Here is a 19,300-nt window from a genome sequence, read left to right as displayed (position 1 = left end):
AGATTCGCCGCTTCAGGGGTAAGCGGCGGTTCGGCCTTCTATGACGTCGTGCATCTTCAACGCCAGTTCCAGGGTAAAGCGCCTTTCCGGCGTGTCCGGATTGATCTGGAACAACTCCTCGATCCGGGCGAGCCGATAGCGCAGCGTCGTGACGTGCAGCGCCATCGCATCGGCGCAGGGTTGGCTGCGGCAGCCGGCGCGCAGATAGGCTGTCAGCGTTTCCAGATAGGGCGTGCCATGCTCGCGATCATGCGATGCTACCCGGCCGATGCTGCCCTCGACGAAGGCCCGCACCTCGGCCGAATCGGCGGCGCCAATCAGCATCGGCAAAGGGCCGAAATCGAGCGCCGAAAGCACGCCGCTGCGCCGGAAGCTGCGCGCGATCCGCAGCATTCGCCAGGCCCGCTCCCATTCTCCGGAATAGGCGTCGAGCCCGTCACAGACGCCGCCGATGACGGCGATGGGCTCGCCACGCGGGCCATGGCGCAGCGTTTCGACCAGGCGCTGCGCGAAACGGTCGAGCCGCTCTCGCTCCTCGCCCGCCTGCGCTGGGAGCAGGCAGACCAAGCCGGTTCCGATCGTGATGACATGGCAGCTCAGGCCATGTTGCCGCGCGAGCCGCTGGACGCTTTGATGGGCCTCCAGCGGCTCGCGCTCGCCGCCTGCGGCACCGGGAAGATCCACGACCAGCATGCGCAGCGCGCGCGATAGCGGCAGGCCGAGATGGCGCGCGCGGCGCGCGATGTCCTCCGGATCGCGCCAGCGCCGTTCGACGATCTCGAAGAACAACTCGGTCAGCGTGCGTGTCTCGAAGCGGAACTGGATCACGCTGCGCATCATCTGGACGCTCAGCGCGAATTTGGCGCTGTCCAGCATGAGCCGCCGCAGATCGTCACCCGGCTCGGCGTCGAACAGGACGAGGGCACCGACGATATCCGCATCGACGCTCAAGGGCTCGATCAAGGCAGGCAAGACCAGCTTTCCGCCGCCGGCTTCGATGGAGATGCTGCCAATTTTTGCCTCGCCGTCGGCCACCGCGGCCTTGACCGTGGCGATGACGGGATCGGCCTGCCCCGTCGCCAACAAGGTGCGCCACGCAGCTTCGTCATAGGAGACGGGGGCTGGCGAACCTGCGGCGACGAGTCCGTTTTCGGCGAAATCCACCACAAGCACCGCGCATCGCAGCAACTCGTCGAGCCGAGCCGCCAGGGCATCCGCCGATCCGCCCGACAGGACTTCCTGCAGCAAGGCTCCCTGGGCATGCAGCGCGCGACGCTGCTCCTCTGCTGCGCGCCGCTCTGCCCATAAACGATGCTCGCGCTCGACTGCGATCGCGCCGAGATGGGCGATCATGCCCATGAAGGCGAGGTCGTCGGAGGGCAGCGGCTTGATGTCGCGCGAGATGAGGCTCAGCACCATCGGGCGCCCTTCGGCATCGACGCTGGTCAGCGGCATCACCAGAACCGAACGGTAGTCGCGCTCGAAGGCCTCGCGCCGGTAGCCCGGGAATTCCTCCGAGGCCCGTGCGTCGGGGATGTAGACCGGCTCTCCCGTCCGCAACGCCAAGAGCGCCGGGCTCGTCGCCAGTTCCCAGCGATCCTCGAGCTGGCGTCGCAGCAGCGTCGGGTCATGACGCACGGAGACATGGGCGTAGCCATGCCCTACGTCGATCGACATGATCGAGCCCATGCTCCAGCCGCCATGGTCACAGGCCGCCTTGACCAGGTCGAACAGGATGCCGGGGAGATCGACGCCGGAGTTGATCCGGCTCGCCACCTCCCTGAGCGAATGCATTTGCGAAACAGGCGTAAGCACTTCGTCCCCCTTCCTATCTTGCGCAGCCTCGCAGCATTCCAACGGCCAAGCTTCCTCGCAATCATAGGAAGACATCCGGCTGACGAACACTAGCCTCGGCCGTCATCGCCACTGAGCTGTCGGGAGAGGGCCATGGATATCGGGGTGCGCAAGATCGCGACCTTCGTCGAGGAGACGATAATCGAGGGGGGCAAGGCGGCGCCGCGTCCGATCACCATGACGGTTGTCGCGGCAGTGGTGAAGAACCCCTGGGCCGGCCAGAGCTTCGTTGAGAACCTTCGTCCCGAGATCATGCGCATCGCGCGCCCGCTCGGCCTGGAGATGACGCGCCGGCTGATCGCCGTGCTGCCGGGGGAGCGGGTCGAAGCCTATGGCAAGGCCGCGATCGTCGGCGTAAATGGCGAGATCGAGCACGCTTCGGCGCTCATCCATACGCTGCGCTTCGGCAACACCTTCCGCGAGGCGGTCTCGGGAACCGCCTTCCTGAGCTTCACCAACACGCGCACCGCGCCGGGCGCGCTGATTTCGCTGCCGATGATCCACAAGAGCGAGACCGGCAAGCGTTCGCATTTCATCACGGCAACCTTCCAGATCGCCGATGCGCCCGGCCCCGACGAGATCGTCGTCGCGATCGGCGCCTCCGATGGCGGCCGCGCCCATCCGCGCATCGCCGACCGCTTCGAGGATATGAAGGAGATGGAGGCGGAGCTAACAGCACCTGAGCTCGTCAGCATCTGATCGAATCCGACGGTGGCAGACGCCGTCGGCCTCATCTGTGCGAATGCGGTCCATGCCGGCGCCGATGCACAGCGCGGTGGGCCATCGAGACAATCCTGGCACACAGGGGCCTGGCGCCTTCGCAATGGCCCCGACCTGATGCATCGGTGCGCTCGTGGGCGCCTGGTTTGATCGGCATCTATATGAGGCGACCGGCGTCGAGCTATCTTGGGGCTACATAAACTTGCATGTTTCCGATGGGAGGCGGCATCCCTCGCCAGCACATCACGCTGCGCGCTCCCATCTTGCGCCGTATGTAAACATCGGCACGATGCCCGGAAGCAGACATTCGTTCAGGCACACCCTGGTGTCGGTGCCGGATTTAGACGGATATTTCTCACTCGCAGGCGAGCGACGAAGGCGTCCGCCTCAGCACTCAATCCCGCGGCAGGCTGCGGGCGCTGAAGTCACAGGATTGCTGAGCGATTGCCGCAATGCGCGCGGCGAGCGGCGAGATGTCGCCCTTGCGGTGCACCGCATGGTAACGGAGCGGTGGAATCGGCGGCTCGGTCCGGATGACGCGCAGCCGGCCGTTGGCGATCTCCGGGCCGAAATAGCTGGCCGTCAGGAAGGTGACGCCCAATCCGGCGGCGGCAAGGGCTGCCAGCACGTTCAGGCTGTTGCATTGAACGATGTGGTTGATCGCGAGTCCATTGGCCACCGCCCAGTCGAGCACCAGCTTCTGCAGGCCGGAGCCCTGGGTCTGCGTCAGGATCGGATAACGCGCCATCTCGCCGAGCGGGATCAGGTTCTCCCCCGGGCCGAAGCCCGGCGCCGACACCCATTCGAGCTGAACCGTATCGAGCGGCAATGCCGTGAATTCCGGCGTTTGCGGGGGATCCAGCGCGATGACGAGGTCGAGCTCGGTGGCCGCCAGCTTGCCGAACAGGTCGACGCTGGCCGCGACTTCGGGAACGGGCACGACATTGGGGTAGTCGTGCTTCATCGCGACGATCAGCTTTGGCAACCAGGTCAGGGCGACGAGCTCGGTCGTGCCGAAGCGGAACGGCCCCGAGAAGGTCGCGGCCCCGCCGGCCGCCTCACGGAAGCGCGGTTCCAGCGCGAGCATCTCTGTGGCGATCGGCAGGCTCGCCTCGCCGGCCCGGGTCAGGCGCAAGGCATGGCTCGTGCGGTCGAAGAGGGGCCCGCCGATCACGGCCTCGAGTTCGATGATCCGCTTCGACACCGTCGATTGCGCCAGATTGAGATGCCGCGACGCCTCGGTGAAGCCGCCAAGTCTGGCGGTCCAGTAGAAGGCCTCGATCTGCCTCAGACTCGCCGGCATCGCTTTCCCCCCATCGCTCGGCGCCACTTCATGATGAAGAAAAGCGATAGCTTGTGAGAAATATATTCGCTTTCTGTCATTCTCGCCATGTCACATGATTCCCGAAACCAAGCTCTTGGGGACGGAATCTTCCATGTCGTTGATCGGCCACCGTACCAATCCGAACAGCCCTGCGGTGCCGGAGGCGATCCTCGACGGCTTCCGGACCGCCCCCGTCTCGATCATCTCCGACGTGATGAACCGCCTGCATGGGACCAGGGCGCTGCGGCCCTATCATCGCTCCGGCCGACTTCTCGGGACGGCGGTGACGGTGAAGACGAGACCGGGCGACAACCAGACCCTGCACCGCGCCTATGAGCTGCTGCGCCCGGGCGATATCCTCGTCGTCGATGGTGGTGGCGACCTGACCCAGGCGCTCGTCGGCGAGATCATGATGAGCCGGGCGCGGGCGATGGGTGTCGCCGGCTTCGTCATCGACGGGGCGATCCGCGACGTCGATGCGTTCCAGCAGGCAGATTTTCCCTGTTACGCCCGCGGCGTGACCCATCGCGGCCCCTATAAGAGCGGGCCGGGCGAGATCAACGTCCCGGTCTCGATCGACGGCATGGTGGTGATGCCGGGTGACGTCGTGGTCGGCGATGCGGACGGCATCGTCGCCTTCGATCGTACCGACGCGACCGAGCTCCTCGAACTGGTGCGCCAGCAGGAAGAGCACGAGGCGAACGCGCTCGCCGCGATCGCGGAAGGGCGCGTCGACAGCTTCTACATGAAGACCGGAAAGGCTGCGTCGTGACGGTATCGGCCATTCCGCTTTCCGCGCGCGTCGGCCGGATCAAGCCCTCGCCCAGCATGGTGGCGCGGCTGCGAGCCCAGGAGCTGAAGGCGCAAGGGCGCGACATCATCGACCTCACCACCGGAGAGCCCGATTTCGACACGCCTGCCCATATCCGGGAGGCGACGACCACCGCCATGGCGGCCGGCGAGACCCGCTATGCGCCGGTCAACGGCACGCTCCGCCTGCGCAAGGCGATCATCGCCAAGTTCGCGCGGGAGAACGGCGTGACCTACGCCGCCGACGAGATCGTGGTCGGCAGCGGCGCCAAGCAGGTGATCTTCAACGCCCTGGCGGCGACCATCGGCGAGGGCGACGAGGTCATCGTGCCCGCGCCCTATTGGGTATCCTATCCCGACATGGTGCTCGCCTGCGACGGCACGCCCGTCATCGTCGCCTGCGGCGAGAATGCCGGCTTCAAGCTCACCGCCGAGACGCTCGAAGCCGCGATCACGCCGCGCACGCGCTGGCTGATCCTGAACACGCCGTCGAACCCGACCGGCGCCTTCTACTCCGCCGACGAGATGACGGCGCTGACCGAGGTGCTGAAGCGCCATCCTCACGTCGCGCTGATGACGGACGACATCTACGAGCATATCCGCTTCGACGGCGGCGAGCCGGTCTGCCCGGTCGCGATTGCGCCCGAACTGCGCGAGCGCACTCTGCTCGTCAACGGCGTCTCCAAGACCTATGCCATGACCGGCTTCCGCATCGGCTACGGCGCCGGACCGAAGGCACTGGTCAAGGCGATCAACGTCATCCAGTCGCAGACGACCTCAGGCGCGGCCTCGATGTGCATGGCGGCGGCCGCAGCGGCACTCGAAGGTGACCAGAGCTTTGTCGACGAGGCCCGCTCGGCCTATCGACAGCGGCGCGACCGCGCGGTCGAATTGCTCGACGCGATCGACGGGATGAGCTGCCGCAAGCCCGACGGCGCCTTCTACGTCTATCCGAGCTGCACTGGGTTGATCGGCCGGCGCCGGCCGGACGGGCGGGTGCTGCAGAGCGACCTCGATGTCGCGCTTTACTTGCTCGAAGAAGCCGGCGTCGCCGTCCTCGACGGCTCGGCCTATGGCCTCTCGCCCTATCTGCGCCTGTCGATCGCGACCTCGCTCGGCGCGATCGAGGAGGCCTCCGCCCGCATCAAGACGGCCTGCGACGCATTGCAACGATCATAACAACAGGGGATGACGATGAAGCTCTTCTCGGTTCTCGGCCTTGCGGCCGCCCTCGCCGCCGGCCTCTCCGGAGCCGCCCAGGCCGACCAGCTCGCCGACATCAAGGCGCGCGGCAAGCTGATCTGCGGCACGCTCGGCACCTCCGAACCATTCTCCTTCCAGCACCCGCAGACCCGCGAGATCGTCGGCTACGATGTCGACATCTGCAAGAAGGTCGCGGACGCGGTCGGTGTTCCGCTTGAGCTGAAGAGCATCGCCGTCGAGGCGCGCATTCCCGAATTGCTGCAGGGCCGGGTCGACATCCTCGCCGCCAATCTCGGCTATACGCCCGAGCGCGCCCAGCAGATCGACTTCTCCCATTCCTATTTCGTCAGCCAGCAGAAGCTGCTGACCACCAAGGAAACCGGCATCACCTCGCTGGAGGGGCTGGCCGGCAAGAAGATCACGGCGATCAAGGGCTCGTCTTCCGAACAGGGCGTGCGCCGACTGATCCCGACTGCCGAGACCGTGACCTTCCAGGACACCTCCTCCGCCTTCCTGGCGCTGGCGCAGGACAAGGTCGATGCCTTCTGCGGCTCGGAGCTCATCCTGGTGAAGCTCGCCAAGCAGTCGAAGGTGCCGATGCTGGTAATTGAGAAGTCGCTCTTCGTCGAACCCTGGGGGCTCGGCCTGCGCAAGGGCGAGACGGCTTTCAAGACGCTGGTCAACGAAACCCTCGCCAAGGCCGCAGACTCCGGCGAGATCGACAAGATCTTCTCGAAGTGGTTCGGCCCGGGCACGGCCTTCGACATCAAGCGCGACTACAAGATCGAAGAGATCAGGGGCTGATCTGACGGCAGGGCATCGGAGGGGAGCCGATCGATGGGCTATGTCTTCGATATCGGCAGCGTGCTGACCGGGAAATATCTCGACTGGTTCCTGATCGGCATCGCCACCACGCTGGCGCTGACGGCGGTCGCCTGGTGCCTCGCCATGGCGATGGGGATCGTCCTGACGCTTGTCCGGATGATTCCGTTCCCGCCGCTCGGCTGGTTCGTGGCTCTGTATGTCGAGTACCACCGCAACGTGCCGCTGCTGGTCCAGATCTTCGTCTGGTATTTCGGCGTGCCCTCGCTGCTGCCGCGCCCTGCCCGGCAGTGGATCAACGCCCATCACGGCGAATTCCTGCTGGCGGCGATCGCGCTCGGCCTCGCTGCGGCGGCCTATGTCGCCGAGGATATCCGCAGCGGTATTCGCTCGATCCCGAAGGCCCAGTACGAGTCGGCCCGCTCGATCGGCTTCGGCTATCTCGGCGCCATGGGCTATGTCGTGCTGCCGCAGGCGCTGCGCATCGCCGTGCCGCCGCTGATCAACCAGACCCTGCTGCTGTTCAAGAACACCAGCCTCGCCATGGCGATCGGCGTCGGCGAGCTGACCTACCGGACGCGCGAGGTCGAGAGCTACACCTTCAAGACCTTCGAGGCCTTCGCGGTCGCGACCGCGATCTATCTCGCCATCTCCTTCGGCATCATGGCGCTGGGCAGCTGGTCCGGCCATCGCCTCAGGCTCGAGACGCGCTGATGCTCGAGATCCTGCAGAACAACTGGCTGCTCTTCCTTGTCGGGCAGTATCCGCACGGGCCGATCGGCGGCCTCGTCATGACGCTGTTCATGGCCGCACTCTCGCTGGCGCTGTGCTTTCCCTTCGCGATCGGCCTGGCGCTGGCGCGTCTCAGCCCCTATCGCTGGCTGCGCCTGCCGGCGACCGCGATCGTGCACACGGTGCGCGGCCTGCCGCTGATCATGTTCATCTTCTGGACCTATTTCTTCTCGCCCCTGATCATCGGTCGGGCGGTCGGCGGGGTCGAGACGCTGGTGATCGCGCTCGTCGTCTACGAAGCCGCCTATCTCTCCGAGATCATCCGCGCCGGCATCGAGGGGCTGCCCAAGGGCCAGACCGAGGCGGCGACCTCGCTCGGCCTGCGCTACTGGCCGACGACGATCAAGGTCGTGCTGCCGCAGGCGCTGCACAACATGCTGCCGAGCATGGTCAGCCAGTTCGTCTCGACCATCAAGGAAACCTCGCTAGGCTATGTCATCAGCGCCCATGAGCTCACCTTCGCGGCGGCGCAGGTCAACAACGTCCTGCTGACCCAGCCTTTCGAGGTCTACGGCATCCTGGCGCTGACCTATTTCGCGCTCTGCTTCGCGCTGACCTCGCTGGCGCGCCTGATCGAGCGGCGCATCTCGGCCGGCCGTGGCGGCGCGCCCGGCATCGTCGTCGCGGCGTGAGGAAGCCATGATCCGCTTTGAAAACGTCGACAAATGGTTCGGGACGCTCCAGGTGCTCGCCGGAATCTCCGGCGAGGTCAGCCGCGGCGAGGTCAAGGTGCTGGTCGGCCCGTCCGGCTCCGGCAAGTCGACCCTGATCCGGACCGTCACGCGCTTGGAGAAGGTCCAGGGTGGGCGCGTCTTGGTCGATGGTGCCGATGTCGCCGCACGCGGCCTTGACATCAACCGCCTGCGCCAGCGCATCGGCTTCGTCTTCCAGGCCTACAACCTGTTCCCGCATCTCAGCGCGCTCGGCAACATCACGCTCGGCCTGACCAAATTGCACGGCATGTCGAAGGCGGCGGCACGCGAGCGCGCCATGGAGGAACTTGCCCGAGTCGGGCTGACCGAGAAGGCAAACGAGATGCCCGGCCTTCTCTCGGGCGGGCAAAGGCAGCGCGTCGCCATCGCCCGCTCGCTGGCGATGGACCCGGAAGTCATGCTGTTCGACGAGCCGACCTCCGCGCTCGATCCCGAAATGGTCGGCGAGGTACTGGCCGCAATGAAGCGGCTCGCAGCCGCGGGTATGACCATGATCTGCGTCACCCACGAGATCGGCTTCGCCCGCGAGGTCGCGGACGAGATTTGGTTCATGGAAACCGGCAGGGTGATCGAGCGTGGTAAACCGGCGGAACTCGCGGGTCGCGCAGCGCAGTCACGACTGGGAGCATTCCTCCAGAAAGTCGGCGCGACCTGAGTGTCTGGCGAAGATAGGGACTGCGACGGCAGCCATCGGGAAGCGTAACCCACGGCAACAGAACGATTTCTCGGGAACCGAGCGCCACAACCAGACATTGGGTCACTGCCCGGAAGCGGACACCGACGAGGGAGCGAGCGGTGATTGCGATGACGCACCTCAAACTGCAACCTGCCCCGCCGATGCGTGCCGGGACAAGCCAACCGATTGACAGTCGCCTAACGTAATCGCGCCTTATGGACGGAATGGCGAGAGCTGTTCGCCATCAGGATCGCAATCCCTATGACTTTTTGACGGGAAACCAGGCGGTTGCATGGCTATCGGAGCATCCGGTGATTCCTAAATTGGTGGGTTCGACCACGCTGCGCTACTTCTCCGAGGTGGCCGAGCGTGGCTCCTTTCGCGCTGCGGCGGAATCCCTGCGCATCGCGGCGTCGGCGATCAACCGGCAGGTCAGCAATCTCGAGACCGACCTCGGCGTCAAATTGTTCGAAAGGGCGCGCGGTCGAGCCGGGCTGCAACTGACGGAAGCGGGACGCATCCTGCAGTCCCGCCTGCGTTCGGCGATCAACGAACTGCGCATGGCAAACGATGAAATTATTGCGCTGCAGGGTCTCGGGCGCGGGCACGTGACGGTCGGATTCAACGATGTGATCGTAAACACCATATTGCCGGAGGCAATCAAAGGTTTTCATCAGGCCCATCCGAATATAACCTTCGACGTCAAGGTCGACAGCACGCGGGAGCTCGTTTCGCGGCTGAAGGATGGCGATATAGATTTCGCAGTTGCTTATAATTTCTCCCCGGAAGCAGAGCTTTCATACATAGAGAGCATCCCTCTCAAGATGTATATGATCGCCTCGCCTGATCATCCTCTCGCGGCGCGTCCGTCCGTCACGCTTTCAGACCTCGGCGGACACAATCTCATCTTGCCCGATGGCTCGGGGTTTATACGGCAGATATTCAATATCGCGTTCGGCGGCTCCAAGGCACGGGTCAACCAGATCGTGCAGACGAACTCCTTCGAGCTGATCCATTCGCTTGTGGAATGCGGGGTCGGGGTCAGCGTCGTGACCGGGCGAGAGCAAAAGGAGGATCGGGGGCGACTGAGCCATGTCGAAATCGACGACGCTCTTCTTTCGCGGAATGTGCTCGCCTGCTGCAAATTACCCGACCGCGACCTGTCGCCGGCCGCGGCGGCGTTCGCTGCAGCCGTATGCGATGCCTTGAGAGCGTTCGAGCAACGCGAATCCCGCTCGGGCCAAGACGGGGAAGGCGAAAGACCCTGACCGTCGGGTGATTCCGCGGCGCATCAGGAAAAGGCGAGCCGCCGAGGCCTAAATGGCGAGGCATGCGCAGGCGCGCACCCCGCCGTCGATGAGAAGCAATTCATGCGCATAAAGCATGGCAATCAGGCGCAAGGCGCATGCAAAGCGCCTCGCGGCTAACGTTTGCCGCTTTTCATGAGCCGTAACCTATGCTGCGGCGCAATGCGCTAATTTCGTGTCTTCAAAGAGGCAAAATTGGCGCTTTACGCAGACGCACAGTCATGAGTAGCAACAGATGTCCAAATGGTCATCTGCATGGCGGTCGACTTGGCATATGAGCGAAATAACTTCGGAATTTGAATTAATTTGCTCGAAATCCGATATGGCATGGACCGCTTTACAGCGGCAATACGCTGATCGGCTGACAGCCCCGGAGATTGATTTCCTCTTCGCGCGGCTTGTCCTTGGCCTGACTGCCCCATTCTACGCCGAGCGGGAGCCGGCCCTCCATTTCACGGCCTGCAATGCCCTCGTCGGGCGGAAGCTGCCGCCCGAGCGCGCTCACGCGGCCTTGTGCACCGTGCCGAAAGCCGGCGAGCCATGGATCGAAAGAGCCTTCGATCTGGCGGAAGAGCACGGAACAAAAATTGCTGCGACGCTGAAGGAACAGCGCGACCAAACCGATCAGATCAACGCCAAAGCCGATGCGGCACATCGAGAGCTTTCGAGCGGGGCCAAGGAGCACGTGGGCTGATGACCGACTGCACGAATAGACGCACGCCAGGTGGATTGCGCGGTGGCTTCGCCGGCAACTGGGTTTCAGGCGGCGACGGCCGCGCTCTGCGGCGCCGGCTGATGGCGGTGCTGCGCATGGCCCATCGCGTGCTCGGCCTCAGCCGCAAGGGGCTGGGGCTTGGGACATTGGGGATTGGCGGAGGGTTACGTTCGGCCGGTGCGATCAGCGGCCTGGCCGCGCTCGCCGTGCTGACCTTCTCGGCGCCGGCGCAGGCGCAAAATGCACAATGGGGCGGTTCGGCGACAGGCGGCAACGCCGTCGCCATCGGCAACGCTGCCACGGCGAATGGCAATAACAGCGTGGCATTGGGCACCTCCAACAACGCAACAGGCGACGCTACGATCGCCATCGGCTATTCGATGGCCGTCAGTGGCCTCAACGCCATAGGCATGGGTGTCTTCGCGCGCGCGAACGGCGTCAATGCCCTCGCCATAGGCGGCAATGCCCAGGCCACCGCGGACGGAGCAAGCTCTATTGGCGTCAACTCGGTTGCAGCCGCAAACGCGGCCGCCTTTGGCCTGAACGCGCGCGCCGACGGATTGGAATCGACGGCGATCGGCTATGTCACCCGGGCGACCGGGCTGCGCGCCACCGCGCTCGGGCACGGAGCGACCGCATCCGGGCTGGATTCGATCGCCCAAGGCAATAACGCCATCGCAAGCAACCAGAACGCCATCGCAATCGGCTTCCAGGCGACAGCAACCGCGATCAACTCGGTCAATCTCGGCAACCGGACCGTTGCGGGAATGGGCGCCCTTCAAGAGAGCGCCATCGCCATTGGCACGGATGTGAGAGCGTCTGAGGTCGATGCCACCGCAATCGGCCGGCAAAGCCAGGCGACGGGCACGAGCGCCACGGCGATGGGCCGGAACGCCAGGGCCTGGGGCAACCAGTCCATCGCCCTCGGTCTCGGCGCGGTCGCAGGTGTGCAGGCCAACACGGCTCTGCCCAACAGCATCGCGGTCGGCACCAACGCGGTCTCCTCCGGCGCTGCCAGCACCGCTATGGGCACTGCCGCGAATGCGACTGCCGCTGCAAGCACGGCGGTTGGCAACACAGCTATTGCCAGCGGCCAGAACGCCTCCTCCTTCGGGTCCGGCGCGAATGCGTCGGGAGACAATTCTTTCGCTGCCGGCGTCAGCGCCAATGCCAGCGGAATCGCCAGCACCGCGCTCGGCATCGGCGCCGCGTCCAGCGCCACGAATGCGATCGCCGTCGGCGTCTCGGCGAGCGCGTCAGGGTTGAACTCCATCTATCTCGGCTCGCGCACCTTCGGAGCAGGCGCCAGCGCACAGAGCGCCATCGGCATCGGCACCGATGTGTCGGCATCCGCGGCCAACGCCGTTGCAGTCGGTCTCCAGTCCAGTGCGAGCTCTGCCGATGCCGTCGCCATCGGTACCAGAGCGAATGCGAGCGGAGGCAAGGCCGTCGCGATCGGCGCCGAAAACGTCGCATATGGCGACGGCGCGGTGGCCATCGGCGATCCCAGCTACGCCAGCGGTACCGGCGCCTTCACCGGCGGCGCGAACAACATCGCCAACAGTGACGGCACGGCGAGCGCCACGGCGGCCAACCAAGCCGCCGGAGCGGTCGCGATCGGCAACAACAACAAGGCGATCGGGCAAGGCTCAGTGGCGCTGGGCAATGGCTCCACCGCCGGTGCGGCCGGTTTCATCGGCAACATCGCGCTGGGCAACGGCGCGACGGCGGCAGCCAACTCCGGTGATGTCGCCTTGGGTTCCGGCGCAGTCACGGCCGTTGCGGTCCCGACGGCCAACGTCGTGATCAACGGCACGACCTATGGCTTCGCCGGCACCACTCCGCTGTCGACCGTGAGCGTGGGCGCGGTGGGGGCCGAGCGTACCATCACGAACGTCGCGGCGGGCCGGATCAATGGCGGCTCGACCGATGCGATCAACGGCTCGCAGCTCTTCGCCACCAACCAGGCGGTCGATGGTCTCGCCGGCACCGTCAACAACATCACCACCGGCGGCGGCATCAAGTATTTCCACGCCAATTCGGCCCTGCCGGATTCGGTGGCTGCCGGGACGGATTCCGTCGCCATCGGCCCGAATGCGAGGTCCGTCAACACCGGCGACGTCGCCATCGGCCTCAACTCGGTGTCGGGCACGACGACGGCGGTGGCGGGCGCGACGATCGGCGGCACCGCCTACAGCTTCGCAGGTGCGAACCCGGCGGGCGGCGCCTTTTCGGTCGGCTCGGCCGGCGCCGAGCGCCAGATCCAGAACGTCGCGGCCGGGCAGCTCACCTCTGCCTCGACCGACGCGGTCAACGGCTCGCAGCTCTTCGCGACCAATCAGCAGGTGACGACGAACACGACCAACATCGCCACGCTCGGCTCGACGATCAACAACATCGCCGGCAATGTCTCGACCGTCTACACGGACGCCAACGGTGAGGGCATCCGGTACGTTCGCACCAACGACAGGACGCTTGCGGTCGCCGACTCCTCCGCTCAGGGGATAGGCTCCACCGCAGTCGGCTACCAGGCGACCGCCTTCGCCGACGGGTCGCTCGCACTCGGCCGCAACAGCCAGGCCACCATCCTCGGCGGCATCGCGCTCGGCGCCGATTCCCTCTCGGATCGCGCCATCGCGCCGACGTCGGGATCCGTGATCGCCGGCACCGGCATCGTTCTCTACAACACCACGGACAAGACGCTGCTCGGCGCGCTTTCGGTGGGCACCGCCACCTCCTATCGCCAGATCATCAATGTCGCCGACGGCACTGAGGATCAGGACGCTGTCACGCTACGTCAGCTGAAGAACTCGCTGGCCTCCTTCGCGGTGACGGGAACGATGTATTTCCACGCCAATTCGACCGCGACCGACTCGGCGGCCGTCGGCCTCGATTCGGTCGCGGTCGGTCCGCGTACCACCGTCAACGGCGACAACGGCATCGGCATGGGCAATGGCGCCATCGTGCAGATGACGGCACCGGGCGGCATCGCCATCGGCCAGAACGCGACGGTCAATCTCGCCGACGGCGTGGCCCTCGGCACGAACTCGACGGCGAACGGCATCCAATCCCTCGCTCTCGGCGCCGGCGCGACCAGCAACAACGCCAACAGCGTCGCACTGGGCGCGGGCTCCGCGACGGATGCGGCCGTCGGCACCGCCAGCACCACCATCCGGGGCACGACCTATAATTTCGCGGGCGCCGCACCGGTCGGCACCGTGAGCATCGGTTCCGTGGGCGCGGAGAGAACGCTGACCAACGTCGCGGCCGGCCGGATCTCGGCGACCAGCACCGACGCGATCAACGGCTCGCAGCTCTACGCCAGCAACCTGGCGATCGAGAGCCTCCAGAGCGGCATCGGCAACATCACCAACAGCGCCGTCTTTTATGACACCAATATCGACGGCAGTAAGAAAAACAGCATCACGCTGCAGGGCGGCGATCCCAACGCACCGGTCGTCATCTCCAAAGTTGCCGAGGGCGTGGCAGGGACCGACGCGGTCAATGTCAACCAGTTGAACAAGGGCGTTGCCGAGGCCAAATCCTATACGGACAGCCAGCTCGCCAATGTGACCGAGGCCGGCAAAGCCTACACCGATCAGAAGTTCGGGCAGCTCAACCAGGGCATTCGTGCGGCTCGCCAGGAGGCGAGGCAGGCCGCGGCGGTCGGGCTTGCCGCGGCGTCGCTGCGCTTCGACGATCGTCCCGGCAAGCTCAGCGTGGCAGCGGGCGGCGGCGCCTGGCGCGGTGAGGGCGCACTCGCCTTCGGCGCCGGCTACACCAGCGAGAACGGCCGCGTCCGCGCCAACCTGACCGGCGCGACCAGCGGGGGTGAATGGGGCGTGGGCGCCGGCGTCAGCCTCACTCTGAACTGAGCGGCGGCATGGTCGGCAAGCGAGCCCTCTCCCTCTGGCTCATGGCCATGGCTTGCCTGTTCCTGTCCGGCCAATACTCGGCTGGACAGGTGCCGGCCGGCGCCAACTACAGGGTCAAGCCTTCCGACGTGGCGGTGCCGCCGGATGTGAAGCTGGGAGCCTACCGTCGCATCATCCAACCCTTCGAGAACTGGACGCTGATCTGTGACGAAAACCTGCAGACCCGTCGGAAGGTTTGCAACGTCACGCAGACCATCGAGGATTCGGCCGGCCATCTGGCCTTTAGCTGGTCGCTTGCGGCCACGCAGGACGGCAAGCCCTACATGATTCTGCGCACTGCGCCGGATGCGACGAATCCCGGCCCGATATCGCTGAAATTCCAGGGCCAGGCCAATCCGCTCAAGGTGCAGCTCGATGGCTGCAATGCGACGGTCTGCGTCGGGATGCTGCCGGTCGGGCCGGTCGTGCGAGAGCAAATCTCGAAGGGTGCGCTGCCGCAGATCTCCTACGAGACGCCCCGCGGAACAACCACGATCTCGGCGGCTACGCTCAGAGGACTCTCGAAGGCAGTCGAGGCGATCAGATGAACAGGCAGTCCCGATGAACCAGCAATCCATCCACGACCGGATCATGTCGCGCCAGCAGGACCGGTCAGGTCAGGTCGACGACCGCCTCGCGCCCAAACGCAAATGGACCCGGATCGCGATCTATTCGGCGATCGGCGTCGTCATCCTGGGTGGGCTCGCCTACGGCTCGATGAATTACAGCGCAATCCGAAACCTCGTCTCGCAATCGGCGATCGCGGAAACGAACAAGGCCGATCAGGCTCGCCCCGAAACGCCCTTCCTGCAACATGCAAGGCAGGCGGGCTTGAAGAGTTGCTCCACGGTGTTTCCGGTTCTCGGAGAGCTGCTGACGAGCGGCGCGAAATACGACGTCCAGTCGACCTGGAGCAACGAAGCTGCGGATCGTCACGCCGTGCAAGCCCTGGTCGGCATGAGCTACACCACCCAAAACTATAACGGACCGGCCGCCGGCATCGTCTTCGCCGCGCCGACGCAGTCGGCTTGCGAAGGCACCATGGTTCGGGTGGCGCCCTTCTCCGCCTCATGCGCCGAGCTTCCCTCCGTTCTCCCGCAAGGCAGCCGGCTCGCCAGCAACCTTGGGCAAGTCGCCGTCTACGCTCTCGCCAATAATGGCGGAAACGCGATGCTCCTCCCGACAGCGAGTGGCTGCGTCGTCGTTTCCGTAGCCTCGGCCGCCCGAAAATAAGGTGCCAAGATGAAACTCGGCTCTGCCATTGCAGCAATCGGCGTGCTTCTCGCCTGCTCGGGTCAGCTCGGCGCAGCCGATTTTCAGACCAGACCGGTCAAGGGGCCGCCCGCATCAAAGGAAAGCGGCATCTGGGCGGCGATCGCCTATTCGAGCGCCGACCAGAAGCACGGCTTCTTCTGGGGCGCCGACAAGCGGCAGGAGGCGGCGGATCTGGCTCTCGCGCATTGCCGGCGGGCTGGAGGCGACGAATGCGTCGTCGTGAGCGTCTTTCGCAATCATCGCCATTGGGACGATGATGATCGCACCGGCTTCCCCTACCATCACTGCGGCGCGCTCGCCGTGGCCGAGGGCAAGGGCGAGCGCATCACGCCGTGGAGCGCAAAGGCCGCGTCGACGCGCCAGCAGGCCGAGGATCGAGCTGTGCAGGCTTGCGAGCGGATAGGCACGCGGTGTGTCGTGCGCGAATGGGTGTGCACCTGACGCGATGCTCGAAGAAACGGGTTGGGTCGCCTGCGATAAAACCATTTCGACCCTGCCACGCTCGACGCAGTCGGTCGCATGGGCGGACGGGGCTACGCGACGACGCGCGACTTGCGACGCTGCGCGGCGAGCTCGGCACGATCTTCGCTTAGACCGGGCGGCAAGCCCTTGGCGGGGTTACAAAAACGAACACTCCCGAAGCGGGCTCGCGGGAGTGTCTGCATCGGTGGTTGCGAGGGCACGCAACTACCGATTCCAGCATTCGTTAGCAGCGGCGATCTGACGCCAATAGCCCCTTCCGCAGGATTGAGTTCGAACCTTTTGGCGCGCCATTTCGGTCATACCGATACAGAACTGCGAACACTCGGCCGCCCAAGGAAGGATGCGCGGGAAGGGAGCGCTCCATAGCGCCGCTCTGCAACTATTTCCCAACGGGGCCGGATCGCGCCAGAAGCGGATGCTGGAGGCGTGCCTGGGAGCGGATGTTCGATTCGAACGTGCTTTTCGTCGTTCATGGAGAGACTCTCCAGACGCAGGAAAAGCCGAGATGTCAGGCGGAGGAACTCGCATTGGCTGGGGCCTCGGCACGGCGCCAATTGCACCCGCCGTGATAACCGAACCGAGCATGCTTTAACGCAACAAATGTGGAGGCGCCGGGGTCGGCGCGCTCCACATCTTCAGCTGTCAGCGAATACTATCGAGTACTCACTTAGCCTCCGCTGATTGGGCAACGCAGGCCGCTTTTAGACAATAGAGGGTCGGGTCTCGAAACTCGATCGGATCATTGTCTACCATCAGACGTGCCATGTGCCCCGCACTTAGTCAATACAGAATCGAATTGACTCATGAATCATTCTCAATCGGATTGGTGGACAAATTCCATTATCTGAACAACTGGCTTTGGCCCGTCTCCGCCCCAACTCGATCTGGATGATAGCTACCCCCAAGCCGCTCCCCGCAAACGGGATACGGATCCGGGAGGTTGCGGCACAGCAAGCTGCGGGTCGATGAAGATCGAGTGGCGATAACAATGCTGATCAAGCCGGTGCCGGAGAGGAATGCCGCCAGAAAAAAAGCCCCGGGTTTCCCCGGGGCTTCCGACTAGGATCGCGAGAGGCGATCAGAAGTCGCGCTGGATGCGCAGGCGGCCGGCGACCGAGTCTTCCGACTTGATGCCGAGGACCGCGCTGCGAGCAGCGGCGTTGCTCACGCTGCCGACCGGCGAACGGATATCGAGGTGCGAGTAGAGCACTTCGACGCCGATATCCAGGCCGGAGACCGGCGACCAGATCAGGTTACCAGCGAGGATGAGCTCCTTCGGATCAGCCGAGCGAGCGGTGAGACCACCGAAAGCAACCGCCGCCGCGTCGAGGTACTTGAACTTCACCTCGGAGTACGAACCGAAGATCTCGGTGCGCAGGGTGGGGGTCCAGAAGTGGCGGAACGCCGCGACGACCGACCAGCCGGTCGAGTTGTCGACATTGCCGGTGACCGGGTTCAGCGCGGCATCAGCCAGCACCAGACCGCCGATGCGGCCGAGACCCAGGCTGCCCGGGCTCCAGCCGAGATAGCCGAGAGCGCCGTCAGCATAAGCAGCCTGCAGCCAGAAGGCGTCGCCAGCGGCGAGCATCGGCAGGTTGATCTTCACGCCACCCTGGATGGCCCAGACCATCTCGTCGCCGTCGACAGCGCCGAGAGCCGCAGCCGTGGCGTACTTACGCTGGCCGACAGCGCCGGACAGCTGAGCCGAACCCCAGCCCTGATCGACGCGCAGCGACGCGATCAGATCCGGGTAGTCCTGACCCTGGACGACGGCCGCAGCAGCGGCGCCGCCGACCAGCGGGTTGAAGGCCGCGCCCGGCAGCTCGCGGCCGGACGTGCCCGAGGTGCGGTCTTCCGCCGAGATCGTGGCCGAGAAGCCCGAACCGAAGGTGGCGGTGTAGGCCAGCAGGTTGACGCGCGTATCCGACGTGCGAACCGAGTTGAAGCCGAGGTCGTTGGCATAGAAGTCGAAGAACGACTGAGCGCGACCAGCGGTGATCGGGCCGAACTGGACGAAGGCCAGGTCGAGCAGCGAGCCGGTGGAGGTCGACGAAGCGCCGCGGACGAAGCCCGGGACAGTCGCGCCGACGTTGAACGGGGTGATGCCGCCGGCGCCGTAGATGCCGGTGTTGTTGGTCAGCTCGTAGCGGATGAAGGTGCGCAGCGTGCCGTAGGCGGTCGCGGTGCGGACGTCGATGTTCAGACGGCCACGGGCGCGGGTGCCGTAGGCATCCTGGTAGTCGCTGTAGCGGCTGCCGACAGCGTACTCGGCGCGAACGCGGCCCGAGATGCGCAGGCAGGAGTCGGTGCCCGGGATATAGAAGAAGCCGGCACCGTAGGCGGTGCAGACGCGAACGTATTCGACCGGAGCGGCCTTCCGCGAAGGAAGATCGGCGGCCTGAGCCCCGGCGACCGCGGCGATGCCGGCGGCGGAACCGAGGAGGAGGCTCTTGACGAGCTTCATTTGATAAACCTCCAAAAAGTTAAGTCGGAGCGACACCATGTTGCCGCATTGAACCGCCTGTCGCTGACGTAGGCGCACTTTCTGGATACAATGTTGACATAAATCCGATCAATCTGAATATCAGATCCAGACTCTCTTACGCGACAGATGTTGCATTTTTGGCACTGGCGCTGCGCCGGGCGAATCCGCAATCCTGTATCTCATCGCGCCATTGAATCGATTGGAAAA

General features: G+C 65.0%; 16 protein-coding genes. 13 read left to right on the top strand and 3 right to left on the bottom strand.

From position 1 onward, the window contains the following. Positions 1-12: 12 nt before the first annotated feature. On the bottom strand, positions 13-1,815 hold the full coding sequence (locus GY40_RS22055; RefSeq protein WP_349236414.1) for a helix-turn-helix domain-containing protein: 1,803 nt from the start codon (positions 1,813-1,815) through the stop codon (positions 13-15). 132 nt (positions 1,816-1,947) lie between these two features. Between GY40_RS22055 and GY40_RS22050 the strand changes: the two genes are divergently transcribed. Then, a complete protein-coding gene (locus GY40_RS22050; protein WP_038367079.1) occupies positions 1,948-2,553 on the top strand; it encodes an amino acid synthesis family protein in 606 nt (201 codons plus the stop codon). Positions 2,554-2,968: 415 nt separating this feature from the next. Here GY40_RS22050 and GY40_RS22045 read toward each other — a convergent pair whose 3' ends face one another. Then, positions 2,969-3,877, bottom strand: a complete 909-nt coding sequence (locus GY40_RS22045; RefSeq protein WP_038367076.1) for a LysR family transcriptional regulator — start codon at positions 3,875-3,877, stop codon at positions 2,969-2,971. 133 nt (positions 3,878-4,010) lie between these two features. Between GY40_RS22045 and GY40_RS22040 the strand changes: the two genes are divergently transcribed. The 12 genes from GY40_RS22040 to GY40_RS21985 all read left to right on the top strand — a co-directional run bounded on the left by GY40_RS22040 (position 4,011) and on the right by GY40_RS21985 (position 16,566). Then, complete coding sequence (locus GY40_RS22040) at positions 4,011-4,670, top strand: RraA family protein (RefSeq protein ID WP_038367073.1); 660 nt, start codon at positions 4,011-4,013, stop codon at positions 4,668-4,670. After that, the gene (locus GY40_RS22035) at positions 4,667-5,887 is read left to right on the top strand and encodes an aspartate transaminase (RefSeq protein ID WP_038367070.1); all 1,221 of its coding nucleotides are present in this window, start codon (positions 4,667-4,669) and stop codon (positions 5,885-5,887) included. Before GY40_RS22040 ends, GY40_RS22035 begins: the two co-directional genes overlap by 4 nt. Before the next feature lie 15 nt (positions 5,888-5,902). Next, on the top strand, positions 5,903-6,715 hold the full coding sequence (locus GY40_RS22030) for an ABC transporter substrate-binding protein (RefSeq protein ID WP_038367270.1): 813 nt from the start codon (positions 5,903-5,905) through the stop codon (positions 6,713-6,715). A 33-nt stretch (positions 6,716-6,748) separates the two neighbouring features. After that, on the top strand, positions 6,749-7,447 hold the full coding sequence (locus GY40_RS22025) for an amino acid ABC transporter permease (protein WP_038367067.1): 699 nt from the start codon (positions 6,749-6,751) through the stop codon (positions 7,445-7,447). Then, positions 7,447-8,157, top strand: a complete 711-nt coding sequence (locus GY40_RS22020) for an amino acid ABC transporter permease (RefSeq protein ID WP_038367065.1) — start codon at positions 7,447-7,449, stop codon at positions 8,155-8,157. Before GY40_RS22025 ends, GY40_RS22020 begins: the two co-directional genes overlap by 1 nt. 7 nt (positions 8,158-8,164) lie before the next feature. Continuing rightward, the gene (locus tag GY40_RS22015; protein WP_051988412.1) at positions 8,165-8,893 is read left to right on the top strand and encodes an amino acid ABC transporter ATP-binding protein; all 729 of its coding nucleotides are present in this window, start codon (positions 8,165-8,167) and stop codon (positions 8,891-8,893) included. 236 nt (positions 8,894-9,129) lie between these two features. Next, positions 9,130-10,182, top strand: a complete 1,053-nt coding sequence (locus GY40_RS22010; protein WP_081925602.1) for a LysR family transcriptional regulator — start codon at positions 9,130-9,132, stop codon at positions 10,180-10,182. Between the two features lie 313 nt (positions 10,183-10,495). Beyond that, positions 10,496-10,915 carry a hypothetical protein gene (locus GY40_RS27285; RefSeq protein WP_081925601.1) on the top strand — a complete coding sequence of 140 codons (420 nt, stop codon included), beginning with the start codon at positions 10,496-10,498 and terminating at the stop codon, positions 10,913-10,915. Beyond that, positions 10,915-14,811, top strand: a complete 3,897-nt coding sequence (locus GY40_RS22000) for a YadA-like family protein (RefSeq protein WP_038367060.1) — start codon at positions 10,915-10,917, stop codon at positions 14,809-14,811. The genes GY40_RS27285 and GY40_RS22000 overlap by 1 nt, the downstream gene beginning before the upstream one ends. 8 nt (positions 14,812-14,819) lie before the next feature. Then, positions 14,820-15,398 carry an invasion associated locus B family protein gene (locus GY40_RS21995; protein WP_038367058.1) on the top strand — a complete coding sequence of 193 codons (579 nt, stop codon included), beginning with the start codon at positions 14,820-14,822 and terminating at the stop codon, positions 15,396-15,398. 13 nt (positions 15,399-15,411) lie between these two features. Beyond that, the gene (locus GY40_RS21990; RefSeq protein ID WP_038367056.1) at positions 15,412-16,083 is read left to right on the top strand and encodes a hypothetical protein; all 672 of its coding nucleotides are present in this window, start codon (positions 15,412-15,414) and stop codon (positions 16,081-16,083) included. A gap of 9 nt (positions 16,084-16,092) precedes the next feature. Beyond that, positions 16,093-16,566, top strand: a complete 474-nt coding sequence (locus GY40_RS21985) for a DUF4189 domain-containing protein (RefSeq protein ID WP_038367053.1) — start codon at positions 16,093-16,095, stop codon at positions 16,564-16,566. 1,120 nt (positions 16,567-17,686) lie between these two features. On the opposite strand, the gene GY40_RS21980 is transcribed toward GY40_RS21985, so the two are convergent. After that, on the bottom strand, positions 17,687-19,111 hold the full coding sequence (locus GY40_RS21980) for a porin (protein ID WP_248311255.1): 1,425 nt from the start codon (positions 19,109-19,111) through the stop codon (positions 17,687-17,689). Positions 19,112-19,300 lie beyond the last annotated feature (189 nt).

This window comes from Allobosea sp. UNC402CLCol (genome assembly GCF_000745475.1).
In the GTDB taxonomy this organism is placed as follows: domain Bacteria; phylum Pseudomonadota; class Alphaproteobacteria; order Rhizobiales; family Beijerinckiaceae; genus Allobosea; species Allobosea spartocytisi.
This window is presented reverse-complemented; position numbering and strand designations above follow the sequence as displayed.